Here is a 21,754-nt window from a genome sequence, read left to right on the forward strand (position 1 = left end):
TATGACCACGCTTTCGTTTTCCACCGCCCTGCTCGTCGCCGCAGCCGGCGTCTATGCCGGCGCCCAAAATGCCCTCGCGGGCGGCGGGTCGTTCATCACGTTTCCGGCGTTGCTGCTGGCGGGGCTCAACCCGCTGGGCGCCAACATGACGTCGACGATCGCGCTATTCCCGAGCCAGATCACCTCGTCGATCGCCGGACGCAAACTGGCCGGCGGCGTCGATGCCGGCGAGCATCACCTCTCGCTCAAGCAGCTCATTGTCATCAGTCTGGTGGGCGGCGTGCTAGGCGCGCTGTTGCTGCTGGCGACACCGCCTTCGTTCTTCGCCAAGCTGGTGCCATATCTCGTGCTGTTTGCAACGAGCGTGTTTGCGTGGGGCAGCTTCCGGCGTAAACCGCTGCACGCAGCATCGGGCATGTCGACCACCGCGCTGGCGACCGCGCAGTTTGCAATTGCCATTTACGGCGGCTACTTCGGCGGTGGGATCGGCTTCCTGATGCTCGCCGCGCTCACGGTGGCCGGCCAGCAGGTGCGCATGGCGGGCGCGACCAAGAACGTGCTCGCCATGACGATGAATGCATCGGCCGTGGCGGTGTTTGCGTTCTCCCCGCAGGTCAACTGGGCTGCCGTGGTGGCGCTGGGCATCGGGGGCATCGCAGGCGGATTCGCGGGCGCATGGTTGCTGCATCGGCTGCCGGAAAAGGTGCTTCGCGGCTTCGTGGTCATCGTCGGGGTCATCCTGACGGTCTGGCTGTTCATGCGCGCTTGAATGCAGCATCCGCTGGCGGCTTGACAGCGTTTGTCCGACAGGCGGTTCAGTCTGCGCCGACTGTCCGTCGGGTTAACGCTTCCCTATTGTGACGTTCGGGATGCACCTCGTGGCACGCGGCATGCGTGCCCTGAAGTCGACCCTGTTTCACAACAAGGAGAACGAGCATGCAAGCACGCAAGATGTCGAGTCTGGCCGCCGCAATCGCCGTGGCCGCCTGTGCGTGGATCGGCGCGGCGCCCGCGCAGGCCCAGCAGAAGGATCACAGCGCAGTGACGGGCGTCGACAGCCCGATGGAGGGCCCGCGCACCCAGGTACAGCGCAATGCCGATGCCGCTGCCAACCCCGGCTATCACAACACCGCGACCGGCGCACAGCCGGAAGCCACGCCCGGCACGCTCAAGCAGAAAGTCCACCGCGCGCACGTGAAGACCGACAAGTGGGTCGACAAGCACGTCACGCACCGCCACGGCAAGGGCACGTCGGCGGCGGAGTCATCGTCGGACCGCGCATTCTGGTCGCGTCGCGCCAACCAGTGCGACTCGCTGGTGGGGGAAGCCCAACGGGTCTGCCGCGAGCGTCGCTCTGACACCGGCAGCAGCGGTCAATAAACGCACCCTGCCCATGAAAAAAGCCGACGTTGGCGCGTCGGCTTTTCATTGCGGCGGCGTCTGCGTCAGACGATGCCGGTGGCGTAAAACACGGCAATCACGAAGAACACCGCCAGCGTCTTGATGATCGTCACGCAGAACACATCGCGATACGCCTCGCGGTGCGTCAGGCCCGTGACAGCCAGCAGCGTGATCACGGCGCCATTGTGCGGCAGCGTGTCCATGCCGCCCGAGGCCATCGCGGCCACACGGTGCAGCACCTCCATCGGAATGCCCGTCGCCTGCGCTGCCTGCACGAACTGATCGGCCATGGCCGCCAGTGCAATGCTCATGCCGCCCGAGGCGGAACCGGTGATGCCGGCAAGGGTGCTCACCGTCACCGCTTCGTTGACGAGCGGATTCGGAATCGCGCGCAGCCCATCGGCGAGCACCAGGAAACCCGGCAGCGCGGCAATCACGCCACCGAAACCGTATTCCGACGCGGTGTTCATCGCGGCCAGCAAGGCGCCCGACACGGCCGCCTTGCTGCCGTCCGCAAAGCGGCCCTTCACGGCGCGGAAGCCAAATACGAGCACCACGATGATGCCGATCAACAGCGCCGCTTCCACGGCCCAGATCGCGGTCAGCTTGTCGGCTTCAACGGTGAGCGGCTTGGGCAGGCCCGGCAACGCAACGGTGACGACCTTGCCGTACCACGCCGGAATCCAGCGCGTGAACACCAGGTTCATCACACCCACCAGCACCAGCGGCGACAGGGCGACGAGCGGGTGCGCCAGCGTGCCGGTCTCGGCCGTTTCGGGCTCGTTCACCAGCTTGGTCAGGCCGTGGTCATAGCCCTGGCCATTGCGCAGTGCCACGCGGCGGCGCCATTCCAGATACGACATGCCCACCACGATGATGAACAGCGCCCCGATGGTACCCAGCCACGGCGCGGCCCAAGAGGTGGTGTGGAAGAACGTGGTCGGGATGATGTTTTGAATCTGGGGCGTGCCCGGCAGCGAATCCATCGTGAACGAGAACGCGCCCAGCGCGATCGTGCCCGGGATGAGGCGCTTGGGGATGTTGCCCTGGCGGAACATTTCCGCTGCAAACGGGTACACCGCGAACACCACCACGAACAGCGACACGCCGCCGTACGTCAGCAGCGCACACACCAGCACGATGGAAAGCATCGCCCGCTTGGCCCCCACCACGCGGATGACCGATGCAACGATCGAGCGCGAAAACCCCGACAGCTCGATCACCTTGCCGAATACGGCACCGAGCAGGAACACCGGGAAATACAGTTTGACGAAGCCGACCATCTTCTCCATGAAGATGCCGGAGAACACCGGCGCCACAGCCGATGGATCAGTCAGCAGCACCGCGCCGAGTGCGGCCAGTGGTGCAAATAGGATGACGCTGTAGCCGCGATACGCGGCGAACATCAGGAACGCCAGCGCAGCCAGCACGATGATGACGGACATCGACAATCTCCTCGCATGCTTTTCTTTTAAGAGCGGAGGATTGTATGTCGCGATGCAGCAGATTCCGTTACGCAATCACGCGTATTGAACTGGCGGCGGAACTGGCGTTCGGGCGCGCCGGATGCGCGTCTTCGTCACGTTGACGATGACGATCAATGACGATGTCCCCAGCCTCCTTCGTGCCCCCAGCCCCCTCCGTGGCCCCAACCGCGGCCACCCCAGCCGCGATGGCAGCCCCAGCAGCCGCCCCCGCCGATCCACACGCTGCCGAAAACCGGCGCCGGGTACACCGGCGCTGGGTAATAGGCCGGCCCGTAGTAGTAATAGAGGTCGTACGGATAGGACGGATACGCCGCCACTGGCGCAGGCGCCACGACTGCGGGGGCGATCGGGTTCCCGTAGGCGTCGTAATACGGCGCGACCACGCACCCCCCCAGCAAAACGACCGCGCATGCGACCACCACACCCGGCAGGATGGCGGCGCGACGGCCTGGTTGCGATGTCGGGGTCATCATGTGCTCCGTTGGATGCATGTGCATATGCGTTCGACAGTGTTTAGCCGCCTCAATTCCAAGGACTTCGCATGCCGCAGCACCGGATCGCTGCCGGATCACTTACCATGACCGCTTCGCCGCCCGGGCTGGGGAGAGATCGAGGCAGGCGATGTCCATAAAACACTGGAGGACACATCCATGCAAGCCACGGCAGCGCCCACCCAGGGCGATCGGGCACCGGCACCGGCCATCTCTGCGGCCACCCGACGCAAGGCCATCATCGCCGCCACGATCGGCAACGGCCTCGAATGGTTCGACTTTACGGTCTACAGCTTCTTCGCCGTCATCATCGCCAAGCTGTTCTTCCCCACCGGCAACGACTTCACCTCGTTCATGCTGACGGTCGCCACGTTTGGCGTGGGATTCTTCATGCGCCCGGTGGGCGCCGTCGTGCTAGGCATCTACGCCGACCGCGTCGGCCGCAAGGCTGCGCTCACGCTCACCATCATGCTGATGGCGATCGGCACGGCCATCATCGGCCTTGCGCCGACGTACGCGCAAATCGGTATTGGCGCGCCCATCCTGATCGTGATCGCGCGGCTCATCCAGGGCTTCTCTGCTGGCGGTGAAGTCGGGGGTGCCACGGCCTTCCTGATCGAGTATTCACCAGACGAACGGCGCGGCTACTTCGCAAGCTGGCAGCAGGCGAGCCAGGGCATCTCGTTCATCCTGGGCGCCGCCATGGGTGCGATCGTCACGAACGGTTTGTCGCCAGAGCAGATCGATGCGTGGGGCTGGCGCATTCCGTTCCTGTTCGGCCTGTTGATCGGGCCGGTCGGCATGTACATCCGCTCGCACCTGCACGAGCCGCCGGCTTTCGAAGCACAGAAGGCAAAGGCGGCAAAGGAATCGCGTCTGGCACCGCTGTCGCAAGTGCTGCGCGATCATCCGCGTGAGGTGCTGGGTGGCCTGGGCGTGACGATTCTCTGGACCGTCTGCACGTACACGCTGGTGTTCTACATGCCGACGTATGCGAAGCAACAGCTGGGTCTGCCGCTAGGCGCGACATTCCAGTCGACAGCGCTGTGCGGCGCGATCATCTTCGTGCTGTGCCCGCTGATGGGCACCCTGTCCGACCGCATCGGGCGCAAGCGCATGCTGGGCACGGTGGCGCTGATCATCGCAGCGGCAGCGTATCCGCTCTTCCACTGGCTCAACGTCCACCCGACGGTGCAGACACTGCTGCAGGTGCAGGTGCTCCTGGGTGTGTTGCTGGCGGCGTTCACGGGCCCGGCGCCGGCCGTGCTGGCCGAGCAGTTTCCGACGGCGGTGCGCTCCACCGGCCTGTCGATTTCGTACAACCTGGCGGTCACCATCTTCGGTGGTTTCGCCCCGTTGATCGTGACGTGGCTGATTGCCAGTTCGGGCAGCAAGCTCGCACCGTCGTACTACGTGATGGCCGCGGCGATCATCAGCGTGCTTGCGCTGTCGCTGATGCACGACCGCACGGGCAAGCCGATCGAAAAGTAATGGCGTGAAATAGACGCAGACGACACAAGAGTGAACAACGGCCGGTGGATCACCCCACCGGCCGTTCGTCTTTTGCGCCGAGCAACGCCGCGTTCTCCAGCACGCGCACACCGGGCGCATCCACGCGCGCTGCCGTGACGAGCGCCGCCGCCACCGATTCCGCCGGCACCGGCCGCCACGTCCGGGGCACCATCCATCCGATTGCGGGCGACAGGGCTTGCGCAATGCGCTCGCCGAGGCGAAATTCCGTGCGCGCGCCGAGCAGCAGCGAGGGCCGGACCACCGTCACCGAAGGAAAGCCGATCGACAGGATTTCTGCCTCCACCTCGCCCTTGCAGCGGTTGTAGAAAACGCGCGAGCGCGCGTCGGCGCCCAACGCGCTCACCAGCAGAAAATGATGCGCGCCGGCAGCAAATGCGCGCCGCGCCAGATCAACCGGATACTCGACATCAACGCGCCGGAATGCTGCCTGGGAACCGGCCTGGCGGATGGTCGTGCCGAGCGCGCAGATGACGATGTCGGCGGCAAACGCAGGCTGCGTTTCTGCGGCATCCAGGCGATCGAAATCGACCACGCATTCGCGCAATCGACCCGGCGCGGCCTGCCCTGGTGTCAAGGCCCCGCGTCGGCGTACGAGGGGGGTCACGCTGCCTGCCCACGGCTGCGCGACCAGCCGACGCACTACCGCACGGCCCACCAGTCCGTTGGCGCCGGCCACCAGAACGGACGGTCCGCGCGGTTGCTCAGGCGCTTCGCCGCCCGCCGCGAAGCCTTGTCCGACAGGCATTTGCGCACTCGACATGATGTTCTCCATGAAGTTGGCACTGGCCCAGAAACACAGTGTACGGCGTCTGGGGAGCCGGTTGGCTGCCATGCCGCTTGCGCGGTTTCGGTGCGCTCCTCGCGTGAAGAACGCTGGCGGAAATGCAAACAAACGGCGTCGATATCAGGTGTTTCCCGGATGCCTTCCCGCAAACCCATACGGGGCAAGTGTCGGCTGCAAGCAACGGCCCGCAAACCCTTGCAGTTAGGGGATGTGCAACCCTTCACAACGGTGATATAAAACGGGTCGCAGTACAACGCTGTCCAACAAACCTGAAGTGGGGAACTGACATGACGACCAAATCCGAACTCGTAGCCGCCATTGCGAAAGACGCTGAACTGAGCAACGCCGCCGCTGAGCGCGCGCTGAACTCCGCGCTGGAAAACATCAAGAAGACCGTCGCCAAGGGCGGCACCATCACGCTGGTTGGCTTCGGTTCGTTCTCGTCGGGCAAGCGTGCTGCACGCACCGGCCGCAACCCGCGCACCGGCGAAGCCATCAAGATCCCGGCAACCAAGACCGTGAAGTTCACGGCTGGCAAGGGCTTCAAGGACGCCGTGAACAAGAAGAAGTAAGAGTCTTCTGCCGAGCCCCGGCTTGCGTGCCGGGCCGGGAGACTTGCAAGGGACCCTACGGGGTCCCTTTTCTTTTGGTGCGTTTGATCTGGCAACGTCAGCCAACCGGCCACAAAGCCACCAGATAACCGACCGAACCGACACGCGCGATAACCGTATCCGGATCGCCCTCTGCATCGAGCCATGCAGCAGCCCCCTGCGGTACGTCGTCGGCGCCGATCGACAACACGCCGTGCACGCAATACACCAACCATTGCATGCCCGCATGCAAGCGCGGCAGTGAACGACGCTCGCCGGCCGCAAGAGCGATGGCCTCGGCACGATGCGCCCAGGCGTCGCGCCGCGTCATCACGTTGAAATCCGACAGCGGCGCATCCAGCGTGGCATGCACAGCGGCTTCGCCAGGAAAGCCTGCGGGGGCCTCGCCGGGCGCGAGCGTGACGGCTTCGGCGTCGGCGCGGTGCATCGTCAGCCGGCCACCCGCAATCACCGCCAACGAGCGGTCAATGCCGGCAAAACGCGAGAACGGCCCGGCCGCATCCACCTGCGCAGTGCTCACGCGCCAGTCGAAATGGTCGAGCGTGGCGCCAGCCGGCGCGATGGCGATTTCGGTCGTGACACCGCCGCCGTTCTTCCACGGCATGCGGCGCATTGCATCTGCAGGGATCAGTTTCATGAGCGGCGCAACAAGTGATACGCCAGGCGCGCCGCAACGCGCACGGTGCGGCGATCCTGGTCGTATTCGGGATTGGTCTCGGCGATGTCTGCCACGCGCACCTTGCCGGTGGCGCAAACGTGCTGCACGAGGGCCTCGAGCACCGGAAGCGTGATGCCGTACGCTGCGGGCGCGGACACGCCGGGCGCCACGGCGGCGGCCAGCACATCCATGTCGATGGTCAGGTAGACGTGATCGGCATCAGCCAGCCATGCATCGAGATCGGCCATGCGCGCATCAAGGTGCCGCTCCTGCATGTCGGTATCTTCCACGTAGTGCGCGTGCAGCGCGTCGGCGCGGTCGAACAGCGCGGGCGTGTTCGACAGGCGGCTGACACCGAGGCAGCAATACGTCAGGTCGATACCGTGCGCGGCGCAGTCTTCGGCGATCTGGTCGAACGGTGTGCCGGAGTTCCCGGGGCGACTCGTGCGCAGGTCGAAATGCGCATCGAAATTGACGACCGCCAGGCGCCCGCCCCAACCTTGTTTCTGCCAATGCTGACGCAGTCCTTGGTACGTGCCGAAAGCCACTTCGTGGCCGCCCCCGAGCAACACTGGCCGCGCGCCGGCATCGAGCAGTTCGCACACGCATTCCGCAAGTGCGGTTTGCGCGCGTTCCAGATCGCCGTCGTCACATGTGACATCGCCCGCATCGGCGAGCGCGGAAAGACCATGTGCAGGTACGTTGGCCAACGCACGGCGGATTTCACGCGGGCCCTGTGCCGCACCGGCCCGGCCGTGGTTGCGCACGACGCCCGCATCGCACGCAAACCCCAGCAGCGCGGGCACGCCGGACAACGTCGTCGCATCGGCCGACTGCACGATCTGGAACAGGCGCGTCACGTCACCGCGCTCGCCGGTGTCGTCACGCCCCTGCCAGACGGAGGCATCGAACATCGTCCTCATGCGCGTGTCAGCACCGCTTGCAGGAATGAACGCGTGCGCGCTTCCTTGGGCTCGCCGAAGATGACCGACGGCGGCCCGGCTTCGACGATGCCGCCGCCGTCCATCACCACCACCACGTCGGCCACTTCGCGTGCAAAGCCCATCTCGTGCGTGACCACGAGCATCGTCATGCCTTCCTTGGCGAGCACCTTCATCACCTGAAGCACTTCGCCAACCAGTTCTGGGTCAAGCGCGGAGGTCGGTTCGTCGAACAGCATCACCTTGGGCCGCATCGCCAGCGCACGCGCAATGGCCACGCGCTGCTTCTGTCCGCCCGACAGACTCGCGGGCATTGCGTCGGCCTTGTGTGCCAAGCCCACTTTCTGCAGCAGCTCGCGCGCTTCCGTCTCTGCTTCGTGCTTCGCCTTGCCGCTCAGCATGCGCGGGCCAACGGTGACGTTGTGCAGCACCGAAAGATGCGGAAACAGGTTGAACGACTGGAACACCATGCCGACCTGCTGGCGCAACTGGTTCAGCTCGCCATCGGGCAATAGCGTGCCGTTGTCGATCAGGCGCTTGCCGCAGATGTCGATGGTGCCGCCTTCGGCTGTTTCCAGCCCGTTGCAGCAGCGCAGGAACGTGCTCTTGCCCGAGCCGCTGGGGCCGATGACGACCACCACCTGCGAGGCGTCGACATCAAAGTCGATGCCCTTGAGCACGGTGTGATCGCCATACGATTTGGTGAGCCCGCGGATCTCGATCATGGGCACATCCAGCGCGGATTTGAGCGTTTGGAGGTTCGCATTCGTCATGTTCATTGCACCATGCCTCCCGCACGGATGTTGCGCTCAAGCCGGTGCAGCAGATAGCTGGCGGCGCTGGTCAGCACCAGGTACACCAGCGCAATCGCCAGATACACCTCCAGCGAGCGATACGACACGCTGATGATCTTCTGCCCTTCGTGCATCAGGTCGTGAATCGTGAGCAGCGACACCAGCGCCGAGTTCTTGATCAGCGCGATGAACTCGTTACCAAGCGGCGGGATCATCCGCACCACGGCCTGCGGCAGGATGATCGCGCGCATCGACTGCGCCGACGACATGCCGATCGAGCGTGCCGCCTCCATCTGCCCGCGATCCACCGACTGGATCGCGCCGCGCACGATTTCCGACACATACGCGCCCGAATACACGCCCAGCCCCAGCACACCGCAGACGAACGCCGGCAGCAGGATGTCGAACTGCGGCAGCCCGAAGAACAGCAGGAAAAGTTGCACCAGCAGCGGCGTGCCACGGATGAACGTCACGTACACCGTACAGATGCCGTAGATGAATCGGCGGCGCGAGTTCAACCGCCCGATGCCGATCAGCAAGCCGAGCACGCAGCCGAGCACCAGCGCGGCGGCCGTCACCTCGACCGTGACGAGCGCACCGCGCAGGATGTCCGTCCAACCGGCCCAGACAGGAGAGAAATCCAGTTCCATCAATGTGTCCGTCGGTCGTTACTTGGCAGCGGCGCCAAACCACTTCTTGACGATCTGGTCGTACGTGCCGTCGGCCTTGATCTTGTCCAATGCCGCGTTCAACGCCTTGGTCAGCTCGGGCTGATCGCGGCGCACGGCGATGCCGTATTCCTCGGTGGTCAGCGCCGGCTCTACCAGGCGCAGACCCGGGCGCGCCTTCACGTAGTACGCGGCGGCGGGGCGACCCGTGACGGCGGCATCGGCGCGGCCGATCTCAACGAGGTTGAACATCTGCTCGTTCTTTTCGACCTCCACGCGCTCGACCTTCGGAAAGTTTTCCTTCAGGTAGTTGACCGACTTGGTACCGACCTGCACGCTGACCTTCTTGCCGTTCAGATCCGCCGGCGTCTTGATGGCCGTGTTGCCTTGCTTGACCAGCGCGACCAGGCCGCCGTGGTAGTACGGCACCGTAAAGTCCACCACCTTCTTGCGCTCTTCCGTGATGTAGATGCCCGAGATGGCCACGTCAAAGCGGCGAGAGATCAGACCCGGCACGAGGCCCTTGAAATCGATGTCCGTCCATTCGACCGGGCGGCCCAGGGTGCGGGCCAGTGCTTCGATCAGGTCCACATCAAAGCCGGTACGCTTGCCGTTTTCGACAAACTCCATCGGCGCGAACGTGGCATCGGTGGCGACGCGCAGCGGCTCCCCGGCAGCGTGCGCAGCGGTTGCGAAAGACGCCGCAGCGGACAACGCCACGGCGCAAGCCAGCATCGAATGCATGAAATGACGACGATTCCCCATGAGTGGTCTCCTTGTGTGATGCGTGTGGGGTGAGAAAAAAGATCGGAAAAATCGAAAATTCAAAGGTCCTGCAATCGCGCAGATATGGACGCGGCCGCTGCAACGGTCATGTCGATCAGGCGCTGCTCCTTGCCGCGCACGCGCGTTGCTGGCGCCATCAACGTAATGGAGCCGAGCGCGTGGCCGGGCAGCCGGAACACCGGCACGCTCACGCCCCAGACGCCTGGGTCGACCTCGCCTTCGGACAGCGCATAACCCGCGGCGCGAATGTCGGAGAGTTCAGCTTGCAGCTGCGACTGGGTGTCGGCATCGATGGCCAGCAGATCGGCAAGGATGGCGCGCGCCGCAGCGGCCGGCATGAACGCGAGCAATGACTTGGCAGAGGCGCCGGCCAGCAGCGGCACACCGCGCCCTTTCTCAAACGAGCAGCGCAGCGACTGCTGGCTCTCGACCATCTCCAGGCAGACGGCCTGATCCTTCACGGCCACGACCAGCCCCACCGATTCGCCCGACTCGGCCACGAGTTTGGCCATGCCAATGCGCGCTTCCTGCACCAGATGCGAAGCGTGGTCGAAACCGAGTGCGAGCTGCAGGCTGATGGGGCCCGGAGCATAGGTGCCGGCCGATTCCAGCACGAAGCCCCAGCGCTTGAGCATCGCCACCTGGCGGTACAGCGTACTTTGCGGCAGGCCGGTCAGTTCGACCAGCTCACGCGCCGCGACCGGGCGGCCGTGGCGCGCGATGGTGGCGAGCACCATCAGCACGCGGTCCGATCCGCCCGTCGCGGCGGCGGATTGTGCTGGAGAAGGTGCCAGGCCCGGCTCGGTCATCGCGAAACTCCGTCGTGTGATGGTGCGACGGAGAATGCGACGATTTTCTCAATGGATCAACGCAACATTCCCACAAAGCGGGAATCACGCGCGAATTCAGTATTTACACCTAGGACGCCTCGGTCACATTTCCAGGTGCGCCCTCGTCCAGGCGCGCTTCCAGAAACGCGACCACGGCGTGAGCGGATACCTCGCTGCGGCACGTCGTCAGCGCGGCGTACAGCGGTGCGGCCAGGCCGTTGAGAAAGTCGATGGGCGCGTCCGGACCTTCGGCGAGATAGCGCTGCAAAGCCGAGAAGGCGCCGGCCTGGCTCAGGCGCCAGTCCGCAATCGAGGCCTGCCGCACGTGGCGCGGCGCAGCCGGCACCGGCTTGGGCGGCTGGGGCGCGGTCTTGATGGGCGCGTGGCTTGCGACATAGCCGTCGGCCATCAGGCGCGCGAGGTCTTCGGCGCGATCTTCAATGTCGGGGCCGGCGCTGCTCAACTGCGCCAGGATGTCCGCGGCGCAGCGCTCGCCATTGACCAGTAGCAGGATTGCCCGCTGCCGATGCGTGACGTGCCCGCTGCGCGCTTGCAGTTCCTGCGTGCCGCGCTCGGTGCGCGACAGGATATGGCTCAGATCCACCGTCCCCTCCCTTGTTTTTTTGCGTCTGTTCGAAGAGAGGCCAGTCTAGAAAAACCCGGCGCTACGCGGACCATTAGAACGCCGTGTGGCGCGAGATACCGACTATCACGTGCGCGGCATTGCGTTCGTGCGGGCGAGGGGCATGGCCATCGACCGTCAAATGTCAATTGAAACCAGATCGACTCACGAGACCTTTATCGTCTGCGATTGGAAATCTACAGTGCAGCGCATTGCCACCCAAATGGAGTCTCACCATGTTCATTCGCCCCGCCCTGCTTGCCGCCGCCGTGCTGACGCTGCCCGCTGCCCTCGCCATCGCGCCCGCCGTTGCGGCAACGTCCGAAGCCGATCTGATCCGCCCGGACCACGTCGCCGCAACCGACACGCCGCAGGCCGCGGCCGCCGTGCTGGCAGCGCGCCGCTACGCCACCTTCTGGCATACCGGCGATGCGCGCTATGCCACCGAAGCGCTGTCGCCGTCCTTTGTCGACCGCACGCTGCCAGCGGGGCGCGTGCAGGGCACGCAAGGTCCGCTCGACGCATCCAAGGCGTTCCGCACGGCCGTGCCGGACATGCGCGTGGAGATCGAAGACATGGTCGTCGCAGGTGATCGCGTCTCGGTGCACCTGCGCTTTCGCGGGCACTTCACCGGCGAGTTCGGCCGCACGCACGGGCAGAACCAGCCGATCGATTTCCAGGCCTTCGACCTGTACCGCATCGCCGACGGCAAGATCGCCGAGAACTGGCACCTTGAAGACAACCAGACGCTGCTGCGGCAGATGGGCCTTCAACCGTAATCCACACGGCTTCATTAACGCCCATTAACAGCCCTGCTCCCTGCGCCCGCTATGCTTCGGCCCAGCTTGCAAACCGCTGATGCGGCTGCCCAAGCGTCAGAAGAATCGAGCCAATCAACACACAAGAACATCTTCGGGAGAAGTCCATGGGAAAGGGGTTTCAGGGCGCGTTGCGCGCCTGCGCGGGCGCGCTCGCCTGCGCAGCGGTGCTCGGCGCAACCAGCTTGGCGGGCGCTACGGCTGCCCACGCACAGCAGGCCAGCGATCGGCAACAGGAAATGAAGCAGGCCTGGGCAGCCGCCAAGGCCGCTGCGAAGGTCGGCCCCACGTCGATCGAACTGCGTGACCAGGCCACGCTCAAGATCGGCAAGGACGAGGTGTTCATTCCACAGCCGGCCGCGGGGCAGCTCATGCACGCCATGGGCAACAGCAACAGCCCCGACATGCTCGGCCTGGTCATGCCCACTAGCGACGATGATGAATGGATGGTCGTCGCCAAATATGAGGCGTCGGGTTACATCAAGGATGACGACGCCCGCGACTGGAACGTCGACGATCTGTACAAATCGCTCAAGGAAGGCACCGCTGCCGCCAACGAAGAGCGTGAGAAGCGCGGCATCCCCGCACTGGAAATCCAGGGCTGGGTCGAGCGTCCGCACTATGACGCCGCCACGCACCGCCTCATCTGGTCGATGGCTGCACGCTCCAAGGGCCAGCCGGCCGACGACCCCGGTGCGGTCAACTACAACACCTACGCATTGGGCCGCGACGGCTACATCAGCCTGAACCTGATCACCGGCCGCAACCACGTCGACGCCGACAAGCCCGCCGTGCAAAAGCTGCTCGCCGATCTCGATTTCAAAGACGGCAAGCGCTACACCGATTTCAACGCGAAGACCGATAAGGTGGCCGAGTACGGTCTGGCCGCGCTGGTCGGCGGCATCGCCGCCAAGAAGCTGGGCCTGTTTGCGGTGATCGCCGCGTTCCTGGCGAAGTTCGCCAAGGTGGCGATCCTGGCAGTGGCAGGCTTTGGAGCGGCCATGGCCAAGTTCTTCAAGCGCAAGCCGAGCGCATAAGCCGTGGCCAAGCTGCTGATCCTGCTGTTTTCAGGGTTGAAGTTCGGCAAGCTGCTGACCACCGGCGGCACGATGCTCCTGTCGGTGGCCGCCTATGCCTTCGTGTTCGGCTGGCGCTATGCGGTGGGTTTCGTGGTGTTGCTGTTCATCCACGAGATGGGCCACTTCATGGCGGCACGCCAGCGCGGGCTGGCCGTGGGAGCGCCCACCTTCATCCCCTTCGTGGGCGCGTGGATCGACCTGAAAGAGCAGCCGATGGATGTGGAAACCGAGGCCCATATCGGCCTGGCCGGGCCCGTCGCCGGCACGGTGGGCGCGATGCTCTGCTACGGGCTCGCACGCTACACCGACAGCCAGTTGCTGCTGGCCCTGGCCTACGCCGGCTGCTTCCTGAACCTGTTCAACCTGATCCCGCTCTCGCCGTTTGACGGTGGACGCATTACGGCGGTGCTGTCGCCGCGCATCTGGTTTCTGGGCGTGCCGGTGCTGGTGGCGCTGTTCGTCTGGCGGCCCAGCCCGATCCTGATTGTGATTGCGGTGCTGGCCGTGCCGCAGTTGATGAAGGCGTGGCGCTACGACCCGCATGCGCCGGAGAACCGCGCGTACTACAGCATCTCGAACGAATCGCGGCTGACCTACACCGTGTATTACATCGGCCTGGTCGTGTTCCTGGCGATGATGAGTCACGAGCTGCACGACATGCTGGGCAGCGTGCGGGCATAAAAAAACCTCCGCTGGTGCGGAGGTTTTTTCTGAATCGCCGGGGCGATTCGCCTTAGGCGAAGTTCTTGGCAACAAAGTCCCAATTGACCAGGTTCCAGAACGCCTCGACGTACTTCGGACGGGCGTTGCGGTAGTCGATGTAGTAAGCGTGTTCCCACACATCGCAGGTCAGCAGCGGCTTCGCGTCGGTCGTCAGCGGCGTGGCGGCGTTGGAGGTCGACACCAGATCCAGCGAGCCGTCGGCCTTCTTCACCAGCCAGGCCCAGCCCGAACCGAACGTGCCGATGGCCGTCTTGGTGAACTCTTCCTTGAACTTGTCGAAGCTGCCCCACTTGGCGTTGATGGCGTCAGCCAGCGCGCCGGTCGGAGCGCCACCGCCTTGCGGCTTCAGGCCGTTCCAGTAGAACGTGTGGTTCCAGACCTGTGCGGCGTTGTTGAACACACCGCCCGAGGACTTCTTGACGATGTCCTCGAGGCTCAGGTTCTCGAACTCGGTGCCCTTGATCAGGTTGTTCAGGTTCGTGACGTAGGTCTGGTGGTGCTTGCCGTAGTGGAACTCCAGCGTTTCCTTGGAGATGTGCGGCGCCAGAGCGTCTTGGGCGTACGGCAGCGGGGGGAGCGTGTGTTCCATTGTTCTTGCCTTCTGTGGGTTGTACAGGTTGGGAGCGACGATTGTAGGAGACTTGCAAAACCGGCGCAAACCGCAGGCTAAATAGTCGGAATACCCGCTAAACGCGTGCGGAATCGCAATCATTGCCGCTATAAGGTCATGCGCTGGTCACAGTTTGAGCTTCGGTTGCACCCGGGCGATTTCGATGTCGGCCGTGCCTTGCGCCAGCCTCGCCTCGATGTGCGCCCGGGCATGCAGTGCGTTCGGATCGCGGATGGCGTGGCCCTTCTCATCGAGCAGCACCGCATACCCGCGCTCCAGCGTGCGCTGCGGCGCCAGCAGTTCCAGGCCGGTATGCTGACGCGCCAGGCCTTCCTGGGCGCGAGACAGCGTGTCCCGCATGGCGCGTGCCAGCCTCGCTTCGGCTTGCTGGAGGCGCGTGCGCTCTTGCATGGCATCCGGGCGCGCCGCGTTCAGGCGCATCGTCAGCAGACGCTGGAGATGTTCCGCGCGCTGCACGCGGCCGGTGAGGGCAAAGCGCAGACGGCCCTCCAGATGGGCGAGTTGCGTGCGGCGTTCGCGCATCTGCGCCTGCGGGCTGCGCAGGCGGCGCGCGAGCCAATCGACGGTCTGCGCGCGGCGATCGAGCTGCCGGCGGAACTGGGCAGACAGCGCATCCCAGTCACGCCCCACGTCGCGCAGCATGCGTGCACGGTCCGGGCTGACCAGTTCGGCCGCTGCCGTGGGCGTGGGCGCGCGCACGTCGGCCACAAAGTCGACGATGGTCACATCCGTCTCGTGCCCGACGCCTGCCACGATGGGAATGCCGGATGCGGCCACCGCACGCGCCACCGGCTCTTCGTTGAAGGCCCAGAGGTCTTCAATGCTGCCGCCGCCCCGGCACAGGATGACCACGTCGACCTCTGCCCGGGCATTGACCCGTTCCAGCATGGCGGCGATGCGCTCCGAGGCACCAGCGCCCTGAACCGGCACGGGGTAGACCACTACCGGCACATGCGGGGCGCGCCGACGCAGCGTGGTCAACACGTCGCGCAGGGCCGCCGCCTGCAGCGACGTCACCACGCCAATCGCGCGCGGATGCCGCGGCAGGGGCCGCTTGCGGTCGGCGTCAAACAGGCCTTGCGCCTCCAGCGCGGCCTTCAGCCGCAGGAAGGCCTCATAGAGATTCCCAAGGCCGGCCCGGCGAATCGCTTCAACGCTCAGTTGCAGTTCGCCGCGTGCTTCATACAGGGTGACCAGTGCACGCACTTCGACCGCCTCGCCTTCGCGCGGCGTGAAATCGGCGTACTGGTTGCGGCCTTTGAACATCACGCAGCGGATCTGCGCGCCCGCGTCCTTGAGCGAGAAATACCAATGGCCGCTGCCCGCGCGCGTGAAGTTGGAAATCTCCCCGCGCACCCAGCCCAGCGGAAAGTTGCGTTCGAGCAGCCCGGCAATGCGGCGGTTCACCTCACTGACGGTCAGTACATCCTGCGAGCCCCGAGTCGGTGCAGACGCGGCGGCTGGGGCAGCCCCTACTTCAGGAGCAGATGCGGGCGTGGGCGCGGTCGCATCCATCCAGAAAGGTCGGCGGGAAGACGGTGGCGGAGTCATAAGTGGTGCAAGGAGCGCAAATCGATGAGGCCTGAAGGCGACATCTACCTTGAATAGGGGAGGCAACTCAAGCGAAGTGGGTCACCTGTCCACAGCATAACGCGCTTGTCAAGCTTGACAGCGGTCAGGTGACGCGCTCTGTGCATTTTGGCGCAACCCATTGATTTTTTTAGAAAAACCGCCCATGTCAAAATTTCAGCAGCGCAAGTAATTTCGTTCTGCGTCAAGCATTTAGCACGAGCGCCCCAAGGATGTTCACAAAGTTATCCACAGCATCGCTGGAAAACCGTGGTGTGACGCCTCGGCAGTGGATAAATCCGCCGTGGATTCTCACATGCGCGAGGCTCGTCTCCATGGTTTTTCGGGGGAAACAACGCTGCTCAATTTTTGAGCGCAGCATCGAGCACCCTTTTGAATCAGTCACTTAAGGTGTTTGTCCGGGCAATGTCCACAACCCATCCACAAGACTGTCCCGCGCGGGTGTGGATTTCCTCCTTCTCTGTCGCGGCGCGGGCCCGTTTTTCTCTGGATCAACGCCCAGACCACGTTTGCCTCATTTTTAGGCACCCCATCGCACTTCCTTTCATATCAAGCACTTAGCGTGCTTGTTGTGGCAATGTCCACAACCCATCCACAACACTGTCCCGCTGCAGTGTGGATTACCCGCTCTTCAGCACGGTCCGCCGGCTGTTTCGCCTGGATTGACACTCAAAAAGCCGGTTGCACATTTTTTGAGCAGGGCACCGAAGTGCCTTTCGCATCAAGTACTTAGCTTGCTTGTCCGGGCAATGTCCACAACCCGTCCACAAGACTGTCCCGCCTGGCTGTGGATTGCGCGGCCCGCATCTTCCATGACAGCCCGTTGACCATCGCCTGCGCATGTCACGATGCTGCGCCATCGTGTTGCCGAGGCAGGTCCGACGCGCTAGAGTGCTGCCTGTTTTTGCCGCAACGGACAGCGTTCGGGGACGCGGACGGCACGAGCACACCATCAGAATCACACTCCTTTCACAACGACAAAACGGGTTGTCCAGTGTTTTCCATCATTCAAGCCGCCGGCTGGCCGATCTGGCCGCTGTTGATCGCCTCGGTGCTCGCACTCGCGCTCATCATCGAACGCTTCGTCGCCCTGCAACGCAAGAAGATCATTCCGCCCAAGGTCTATGACGAGGCGCTCGCCGTCGCGCATCAGCGCCGCGCCACACCGGAAGTGGTGAACACGCTGGAGCAGGGATCGCCGCTGGGCCGCCTGCTGGCGGCTGCGCTGCGTCACGTGGTGCTGCATCCGAACACCTCGCGCGATGCCGCCAAGGAAGTGGTGGAAGAAGCCGGCCAGAACGTTGCCCACCGGCTCGAACGCTATCTCAACGCACTCGGCACGATTGCCTCGGTGGCGCCGCTGATGGGCCTGTTCGGCACGGTCGTCGGCATGATCGAGATCTTCGGCAGCCAGACCGCCGCCGGCACGAACCCGCAAGCGCTGGCGCACGGCATCTCGGTCGCGCTGTACAACACGGCGCTGGGCCTGGTGGTGGCCATCCCGACGCTGATCTTCTGGCGCTACTTCCGTGGCGTGGTTGATAACTACGTGGTCGAGCTGGAGCATCTCTCCACCACGTTCCTCGACGCGATCCTGCCGCCGCGGCGCGGTTGATCCGGGCCACGCCTTACTGGAAACAGCCATGCGCTTCCGCCCGCGCCGTGCCCGCGAAGAGCCGGAGATCAACCTGATCCCGCTGATCGACGTGCTGCTCGTGATCCTCATCTTTCTGATGATCACGACCACGTATTCCCGCTATACCGAACTGAAGGTCAACCTGCCCACTGCCGAGGCTGAAAAAGCCACCGAGCGCCCGGGCCAGATCGTCGTGTCCGTCACCGCCAACGGCGTCTACTCTGTCGACAAGCAAGTGCTCGACACCCGAGATGTCACCAGCCTGGCCGATGCAATGCGCAATGCCGCAGGCAAGGCCGGCGGCCCCGAGCCCATCGTCATCGTCAACGCCGATGCGCAAGCCGCGCACCAGGCGGTGGTCAATGTCATGGAAGCCGCGCGGGTGGCCGGTCTGTCGCACCTGACCTTCGCCACGCAAACCGGCAACGCCCGCTAAGAGACCGCTTCTCAACCACCATCACGCATGCCCGTCGCCCAGCACCGTCTCGCCAGCTTCGTCACCCGCCAATGGCAGCAACGCGGCTGGTTTGCGTGGGTGATGTGGCCGCTGTCGTGGCTGTTTGGTGGGATCAGCGCGCTGCGCCGGCTGCTGTTCCGCCTTGGCGTGCTGCGCTCGGTGCGGCTGCCGATGCCGGTGGTGGTGATCGGCAATGTCACCGTGGGCGGCGCCGGCAAGACGCCCGCCGTGATCGCGCTGGCCTCGGCTCTGGCTGAAGCCGGCCTGCGCCCGGGCATCGTCTCGCGCGGCTACGGCGCACAGCTGAAGCATCCGCGCCCCGTGCGCGAACATTCCCGCGCAGAAGACGTGGGCGATGAACCGCTGCTGATCGCACGTGCCACCGATCTGCCGGTGTGGGTCTTCCCCGACCGCGTGCTGTGCGCGCAGACGCTGCTGGCGTCGCACCCGGGCTGCAACGTGATCGTCTGCGACGACGGCCTGCAGCACTACCGCCTGCGCCGCGATATCGAAATCCTCGTGTTCGACACACGCATGGGCGGCAACGGCTTCCTGCTGCCGGCCGGCCCGTTGCGCGAGCCGATGTCGCGCCGCCGTGACGCCACGCTCATCAACGACCCGAACTACCGTGCCACACCCGACCGCCCGGACGTGTTCGGCATGCACCTCGAGCTGCAGGACGCCTACAACCTGGCCGACCCCGGGCTGCGCCGCCCGCTGGCTCAGTTCGCACGCATCGAAGGCGGTCAATTGCTGGCTGCAGCCGGCATCGGCAACCCCGAGCGCTTCTTCGCCTCGCTGCGCGCCGCCGGCCTCAAGCCGAGCACGCTGCCGCTGCCCGATCACTACGATTTCGCTGACAACCCGTTCACCGACAGCCACGCCGAGGTCATCCTGATCACGGAAAAGGATGCCGTAAAATGCGGCCATCTCGACGACCCGCGCATCTGGGTGGTGCCGACCACACCGGTGGTCGACCCGGCGCTGGTCGAACAGGTCTGCCAGCGCGTGCGCGCCCTGGCCGATCGCGCAACGCTCAAGGCAAGCGCACAATAACGCCACCCTTCCGCTGTACCGGCGCGCCGCCCTCCGCCTTGAGCGGCCGCCACGGAGCCTCTACCGCCATGGACAATCGCCTGCTGGAAATCCTCGTCTGCCCGTTGTGCAAGGGCACGCTGCAACACGACCGCGCCAACAATGAACTGATCTGCCACGTCGACAAGCTGGCCTACCCGATCCGCGACGGCATCCCCGTCATGCTGGCCGATGAAGCACGCCAGACCGTGGAAGGCACGCCGGTCGATCCGGCCTGATACGAAGGTCGCCGCCATGTCGCACGCGCCGTTCATCGCTGTCATTCCCGCGCGGCTGGCGTCCACGCGGCTGCCCAACAAACCGCTGGCCGACATCGACGGCAAGCCGATGGTGGTGCGCGTGGCTGAACGCGCGCATCAGTCATCCGCCGCGCGCGTGGTGGTCGCCACCGATGCAGCGTCGGTCGCCGATGCCTGCATGCAGCATCACGTGGAAGCCGTGCTCACGCGTGCCGACCACGCATCCGGCACCGACCGTCTGGCCGAAGTGGCCACCGTGCTGGGCCTGCCCGATGACGCCATCGTCGTCAACGTGCAAGGCGACGAGCCGCTGATCGCACCGACGCTGATCGACAACGTGGCCGCGCACCTGCGCGATCATCCCGACTGCGCCATCGCCACCGCGGCGCACCCGATCCACGACCCGGCCGACGTGTTCAACCCGAATGTCGTCAAGGTCGTGCTCGACGCTGCCGAACGCGCACTGCTGTTCTCGCGCGCCCCGCTTCCCTGGGCGCGCGACACCTGGACGCCCGCCGTCATGGCGCGATCCGTTGTGGAGCGCCCGTTGCCGGCCATGCCCGTGCTGCGCCATATCGGCATCTACGCGTACCGCGCCGGATTCCTGCGCCGCTTCCCGCAATTGGCGGCCGCCCCCATTGAGCAGACCGAACAATTGGAGCAGCTACGCGCGATGTGGCACGGTGAGCGTATTGCCGTGCTGACCACCGATGACGCACCCGCCGCCGGTGTCGACACCCCCGAAGACCTCGCACGGGTGCGCGCTGCCTGGGGCGAGCTTCTTGCCCAGGACGGCCCCTGAGCCCGCATTTCTCTGAAGTTTGCGCGCGGGGCTGCCAAAACCCCGGCCCCGGCATGGCATAATCGCGAGGACGACAAGCCGCACGACGGCGCCCACGCAGGCGCCCCAGCGGCGACAGGGAGACAAATCGAGCCATGGGTGCCGCCGTCCGGCGGACGCCTGATTCCCCAGAGTCCGGTAAGGCTGGCGTCAACTTCGCCCGCTAGGCTGCCTGTTCGCGTCGATTGCGTCGCCATGGCTTGATCACCAGGCGTATTGGGAATCCGCCCTCTTGGACCGATTCCCAACGCGCTTCACAGAGCCTGACAGCGCGACAGGATTCGAAAACTTGAGGAACTCGTCACCATGCGGTTGATTCTGTTGGGCGCACCTGGCGCCGGCAAAGGTACGCAAGCCAAATTCATCTGCGAAAAATTCGGCATTCCGCAGATTTCCACCGGCGACATGCTGCGCGCGGCAGTCAAGGCCGGTACCCCGCTGGGTATCGAAGCAAAGAAGGTGATGGATGCCGGCGGCCTGGTATCGGATGACATCATCATCGGCCTCGTGAAAGACCGCCTGCAGCAGCCCGATTGCAAGAACGGCTACCTGTTCGACGGCTTCCCGCGCACCATTCCGCAAGCCGAAGCCATGAAGGACGCGGCCGTGGCAATCGACTACGTGCTGGAGATCGACGTGCCGTTCGACGCCATCATCGAGCGCATGAGCGGCCGTCGCGTGCACGTGGCGTCGGGCCGCACATACCACGTCAAGTACAACCCGCCCAAGACCGAAGGCGTGGACGACGAAACCGGCGAACCGCTGATCCAGCGCGACGACGACAAGGAAGACACCGTGCGCAAGCGCCTGGACGTGTACGAAAACCAGACGCGTCCGCTGGTGGACTATTACTCGCAGTGGGCCGCCAACGGCAACAGCGCCGCCAAGGTCGCGCCGCCGAAGTACCGCAAGATCAGCGGCGTGGGCACCGTCGACGAAATCACGGCCCGCGTGTTCGGTGCGCTGCAGGACTGAGCACCCAGCAATACCCGCCAGGAAAAAAGGCGCCTCGATCATGAGGCGCTTTTTTTTTTGCTCG

Annotated in this window: 25 protein-coding genes; 13 read left to right on the top strand and 12 right to left on the bottom strand. The window is 64.7% G+C overall.

From position 1 onward, the window contains the following. The first annotated feature begins 1 nt into the window (after position 1). Positions 2-769 (top strand): sulfite exporter TauE/SafE family protein, encoded by a 768-nt coding sequence (locus AAHM38_RS08065; RefSeq protein ID WP_116575496.1) that lies wholly within the window; start codon positions 2-4, stop codon positions 767-769. 167 nt (positions 770-936) lie between these two features. Then, positions 937-1,380, top strand: a complete 444-nt coding sequence (locus AAHM38_RS08070) for a hypothetical protein (protein ID WP_009241353.1) — start codon at positions 937-939, stop codon at positions 1,378-1,380. 65 nt (positions 1,381-1,445) lie between these two features. Here the strand turns inward: AAHM38_RS08070 and AAHM38_RS08075 are convergent, their stop codons facing one another. Together AAHM38_RS08075 and AAHM38_RS08080 are read right to left on the bottom strand one after the other, a co-directional pair. Beyond that, the gene (locus tag AAHM38_RS08075) at positions 1,446-2,846 is read right to left on the bottom strand and encodes a GntP family permease (protein WP_012762735.1); all 1,401 of its coding nucleotides are present in this window, start codon (positions 2,844-2,846) and stop codon (positions 1,446-1,448) included. 152 nt (positions 2,847-2,998) lie between these two features. Beyond that, positions 2,999-3,358 (bottom strand): hypothetical protein, encoded by a 360-nt coding sequence (locus tag AAHM38_RS08080; protein WP_012762736.1) that lies wholly within the window; start codon positions 3,356-3,358, stop codon positions 2,999-3,001. Positions 3,359-3,538: 180 nt separating this feature from the next. Between AAHM38_RS08080 and AAHM38_RS08085 the strand changes: the two genes are divergently transcribed. Then, on the top strand, positions 3,539-4,870 hold the full coding sequence (locus AAHM38_RS08085; protein WP_012762737.1) for an MFS transporter: 1,332 nt from the start codon (positions 3,539-3,541) through the stop codon (positions 4,868-4,870). A 49-nt stretch (positions 4,871-4,919) separates the two neighbouring features. On the opposite strand, the gene AAHM38_RS08090 is transcribed toward AAHM38_RS08085, so the two are convergent. Further along, positions 4,920-5,672, bottom strand: coding sequence for an oxidoreductase (locus AAHM38_RS08090; RefSeq protein WP_116575519.1), 753 nt, complete (start codon positions 5,670-5,672; stop codon positions 4,920-4,922). A 311-nt stretch (positions 5,673-5,983) separates the two neighbouring features. On the opposite strand from AAHM38_RS08090, the gene AAHM38_RS08095 reads away from it, so the two are divergent. Then, the gene (locus tag AAHM38_RS08095) at positions 5,984-6,268 is read left to right on the top strand and encodes an HU family DNA-binding protein (RefSeq protein ID WP_003272088.1); all 285 of its coding nucleotides are present in this window, start codon (positions 5,984-5,986) and stop codon (positions 6,266-6,268) included. A gap of 97 nt (positions 6,269-6,365) precedes the next feature. Here AAHM38_RS08095 and AAHM38_RS08100 read toward each other — a convergent pair whose 3' ends face one another. From AAHM38_RS08100 to AAHM38_RS08130, 7 genes are all read right to left on the bottom strand, one after another. Beyond that, positions 6,366-6,944 (bottom strand): HutD/Ves family protein, encoded by a 579-nt coding sequence (locus tag AAHM38_RS08100; protein WP_116575497.1) that lies wholly within the window; start codon positions 6,942-6,944, stop codon positions 6,366-6,368. Then, complete coding sequence (gene hutG / locus AAHM38_RS08105) at positions 6,941-7,888, bottom strand: formimidoylglutamase (RefSeq protein WP_116575498.1); 948 nt, start codon at positions 7,886-7,888, stop codon at positions 6,941-6,943. The genes AAHM38_RS08100 and hutG overlap by 4 nt, the downstream gene beginning before the upstream one ends. Beyond that, positions 7,885-8,685, bottom strand: coding sequence for an amino acid ABC transporter ATP-binding protein (locus AAHM38_RS08110; protein ID WP_116575499.1), 801 nt, complete (start codon positions 8,683-8,685; stop codon positions 7,885-7,887). The genes hutG and AAHM38_RS08110 overlap by 4 nt, the downstream gene beginning before the upstream one ends. After that, positions 8,682-9,350 carry an amino acid ABC transporter permease gene (locus AAHM38_RS08115; protein WP_116575500.1) on the bottom strand — a complete coding sequence of 223 codons (669 nt, stop codon included), beginning with the start codon at positions 9,348-9,350 and terminating at the stop codon, positions 8,682-8,684. Before AAHM38_RS08115 ends, AAHM38_RS08110 begins: the two co-directional genes overlap by 4 nt. An 18-nt stretch (positions 9,351-9,368) precedes the next feature. After that, complete coding sequence (locus AAHM38_RS08120; RefSeq protein WP_116575501.1) at positions 9,369-10,133, bottom strand: glutamine ABC transporter substrate-binding protein; 765 nt, start codon at positions 10,131-10,133, stop codon at positions 9,369-9,371. A gap of 59 nt (positions 10,134-10,192) precedes the next feature. Further along, positions 10,193-10,963: an IclR family transcriptional regulator gene (locus AAHM38_RS08125; protein WP_116575502.1), complete on the bottom strand. Its 771-nt coding sequence runs from the start codon at positions 10,961-10,963 to the stop codon at positions 10,193-10,195. A gap of 109 nt (positions 10,964-11,072) precedes the next feature. After that, a complete protein-coding gene (locus AAHM38_RS08130) occupies positions 11,073-11,588 on the bottom strand; it encodes a hypothetical protein (RefSeq protein WP_009241364.1) in 516 nt (171 codons plus the stop codon). Positions 11,589-11,842: 254 nt separating this feature from the next. On the opposite strand from AAHM38_RS08130, the gene AAHM38_RS08135 reads away from it, so the two are divergent. The 3 genes from AAHM38_RS08135 to AAHM38_RS08145 all read left to right on the top strand — a co-directional run bounded on the left by AAHM38_RS08135 (position 11,843) and on the right by AAHM38_RS08145 (position 14,184). Then, positions 11,843-12,385 (top strand): ester cyclase, encoded by a 543-nt coding sequence (locus tag AAHM38_RS08135; RefSeq protein ID WP_116575503.1) that lies wholly within the window; start codon positions 11,843-11,845, stop codon positions 12,383-12,385. A 146-nt stretch (positions 12,386-12,531) separates the two neighbouring features. Further along, positions 12,532-13,461, top strand: a complete 930-nt coding sequence (locus AAHM38_RS08140; protein ID WP_116575504.1) for a DUF2167 domain-containing protein — start codon at positions 12,532-12,534, stop codon at positions 13,459-13,461. 3 nt (positions 13,462-13,464) lie between these two features. Next, positions 13,465-14,184, top strand: a complete 720-nt coding sequence (locus AAHM38_RS08145; protein WP_027680675.1) for a site-2 protease family protein — start codon at positions 13,465-13,467, stop codon at positions 14,182-14,184. Positions 14,185-14,236: 52 nt separating this feature from the next. On the opposite strand, the gene sodB is transcribed toward AAHM38_RS08145, so the two are convergent. Continuing rightward, positions 14,237-14,815 (bottom strand): superoxide dismutase [Fe], encoded by a 579-nt coding sequence (gene sodB, locus AAHM38_RS08150; protein ID WP_009241368.1) that lies wholly within the window; start codon positions 14,813-14,815, stop codon positions 14,237-14,239. A 147-nt stretch (positions 14,816-14,962) separates the two neighbouring features. Next, positions 14,963-16,372, bottom strand: a complete 1,410-nt coding sequence (gene xseA / locus AAHM38_RS08155) for an exodeoxyribonuclease VII large subunit (protein ID WP_116575505.1) — start codon at positions 16,370-16,372, stop codon at positions 14,963-14,965. 1,069 nt (positions 16,373-17,441) lie between these two features. On the opposite strand from xseA, the gene AAHM38_RS08160 reads away from it, so the two are divergent. The 6 genes from AAHM38_RS08160 to adk all read left to right on the top strand — a co-directional run bounded on the left by AAHM38_RS08160 (position 17,442) and on the right by adk (position 21,690). Then, complete coding sequence (locus AAHM38_RS08160; protein WP_009241370.1) at positions 17,442-18,062, top strand: MotA/TolQ/ExbB proton channel family protein; 621 nt, start codon at positions 17,442-17,444, stop codon at positions 18,060-18,062. A 28-nt stretch (positions 18,063-18,090) separates the two neighbouring features. After that, entirely contained in the window at positions 18,091-18,519 is a 429-nt protein-coding gene (locus AAHM38_RS08165) for an ExbD/TolR family protein (RefSeq protein WP_116575506.1), read from the top strand. Between the two features lie 27 nt (positions 18,520-18,546). Next, positions 18,547-19,596, top strand: a complete 1,050-nt coding sequence (gene lpxK, locus AAHM38_RS08170) for a tetraacyldisaccharide 4'-kinase (RefSeq protein ID WP_116575507.1) — start codon at positions 18,547-18,549, stop codon at positions 19,594-19,596. Positions 19,597-19,664: 68 nt separating this feature from the next. Further along, positions 19,665-19,853 (top strand): Trm112 family protein, encoded by a 189-nt coding sequence (locus tag AAHM38_RS08175; RefSeq protein ID WP_004631803.1) that lies wholly within the window; start codon positions 19,665-19,667, stop codon positions 19,851-19,853. A 16-nt stretch (positions 19,854-19,869) separates the two neighbouring features. Beyond that, positions 19,870-20,676, top strand: a complete 807-nt coding sequence (kdsB, locus tag AAHM38_RS08180) for a 3-deoxy-manno-octulosonate cytidylyltransferase (protein ID WP_116575508.1) — start codon at positions 19,870-19,872, stop codon at positions 20,674-20,676. Between the two features lie 345 nt (positions 20,677-21,021). Then, positions 21,022-21,690, top strand: a complete 669-nt coding sequence (gene adk, locus AAHM38_RS08185; RefSeq protein ID WP_012762752.1) for an adenylate kinase — start codon at positions 21,022-21,024, stop codon at positions 21,688-21,690. Positions 21,691-21,754: the final 64 nt, after the last annotated feature.

Source organism: Ralstonia sp. OTU4908 (genome assembly GCF_038440115.1).
Taxonomy (GTDB): domain Bacteria; phylum Pseudomonadota; class Gammaproteobacteria; order Burkholderiales; family Burkholderiaceae; genus Ralstonia; species Ralstonia pickettii.

Coding starts and splice junctions, on each gene's coding strand:
- lpxK (WP_116575507.1), top strand. CDS start 18,547: ATGCCCGTCGCCCAGCACCGTCTCGCCAGCTTCGTCACCCGCCAATGG.
- kdsB (WP_116575508.1), top strand. CDS start 19,870: ATGTCGCACGCGCCGTTCATCGCTGTCATTCCCGCGCGGCTGGCGTCC.
- AAHM38_RS08175 (WP_004631803.1), top strand. CDS start 19,665: ATGGACAATCGCCTGCTGGAAATCCTCGTCTGCCCGTTGTGCAAGGGC.
- AAHM38_RS08165 (WP_116575506.1), top strand. CDS start 18,091: ATGCGCTTCCGCCCGCGCCGTGCCCGCGAAGAGCCGGAGATCAACCTG.
- AAHM38_RS08115 (WP_116575500.1), bottom strand. CDS start 9,350: ATGGAACTGGATTTCTCTCCTGTCTGGGCCGGTTGGACGGACATCCTG.
- AAHM38_RS08080 (WP_012762736.1), bottom strand. CDS start 3,358: ATGACCCCGACATCGCAACCAGGCCGTCGCGCCGCCATCCTGCCGGGT.
- AAHM38_RS08075 (WP_012762735.1), bottom strand. CDS start 2,846: ATGTCCGTCATCATCGTGCTGGCTGCGCTGGCGTTCCTGATGTTCGCC.
- AAHM38_RS08090 (WP_116575519.1), bottom strand. CDS start 5,672: ATGTCGAGTGCGCAAATGCCTGTCGGACAAGGCTTCGCGGCGGGCGGC.
- AAHM38_RS08125 (WP_116575502.1), bottom strand. CDS start 10,963: ATGACCGAGCCGGGCCTGGCACCTTCTCCAGCACAATCCGCCGCCGCG.
- AAHM38_RS08110 (WP_116575499.1), bottom strand. CDS start 8,685: ATGAACATGACGAATGCGAACCTCCAAACGCTCAAATCCGCGCTGGAT.
- AAHM38_RS08065 (WP_116575496.1), top strand. CDS start 2: ATGACCACGCTTTCGTTTTCCACCGCCCTGCTCGTCGCCGCAGCCGGC.
- AAHM38_RS08085 (WP_012762737.1), top strand. CDS start 3,539: ATGCAAGCCACGGCAGCGCCCACCCAGGGCGATCGGGCACCGGCACCG.
- AAHM38_RS08120 (WP_116575501.1), bottom strand. CDS start 10,133: ATGGGGAATCGTCGTCATTTCATGCATTCGATGCTGGCTTGCGCCGTG.
- hutG (WP_116575498.1), bottom strand. CDS start 7,888: ATGAGGACGATGTTCGATGCCTCCGTCTGGCAGGGGCGTGACGACACC.
- adk (WP_012762752.1), top strand. CDS start 21,022: ATGCGGTTGATTCTGTTGGGCGCACCTGGCGCCGGCAAAGGTACGCAA.
- sodB (WP_009241368.1), bottom strand. CDS start 14,815: ATGGAACACACGCTCCCCCCGCTGCCGTACGCCCAAGACGCTCTGGCG.
- AAHM38_RS08140 (WP_116575504.1), top strand. CDS start 12,532: ATGGGAAAGGGGTTTCAGGGCGCGTTGCGCGCCTGCGCGGGCGCGCTC.
- AAHM38_RS08135 (WP_116575503.1), top strand. CDS start 11,843: ATGTTCATTCGCCCCGCCCTGCTTGCCGCCGCCGTGCTGACGCTGCCC.
- AAHM38_RS08070 (WP_009241353.1), top strand. CDS start 937: ATGCAAGCACGCAAGATGTCGAGTCTGGCCGCCGCAATCGCCGTGGCC.
- xseA (WP_116575505.1), bottom strand. CDS start 16,372: ATGGATGCGACCGCGCCCACGCCCGCATCTGCTCCTGAAGTAGGGGCT.
- AAHM38_RS08095 (WP_003272088.1), top strand. CDS start 5,984: ATGACGACCAAATCCGAACTCGTAGCCGCCATTGCGAAAGACGCTGAA.
- AAHM38_RS08100 (WP_116575497.1), bottom strand. CDS start 6,944: ATGAAACTGATCCCTGCAGATGCAATGCGCCGCATGCCGTGGAAGAAC.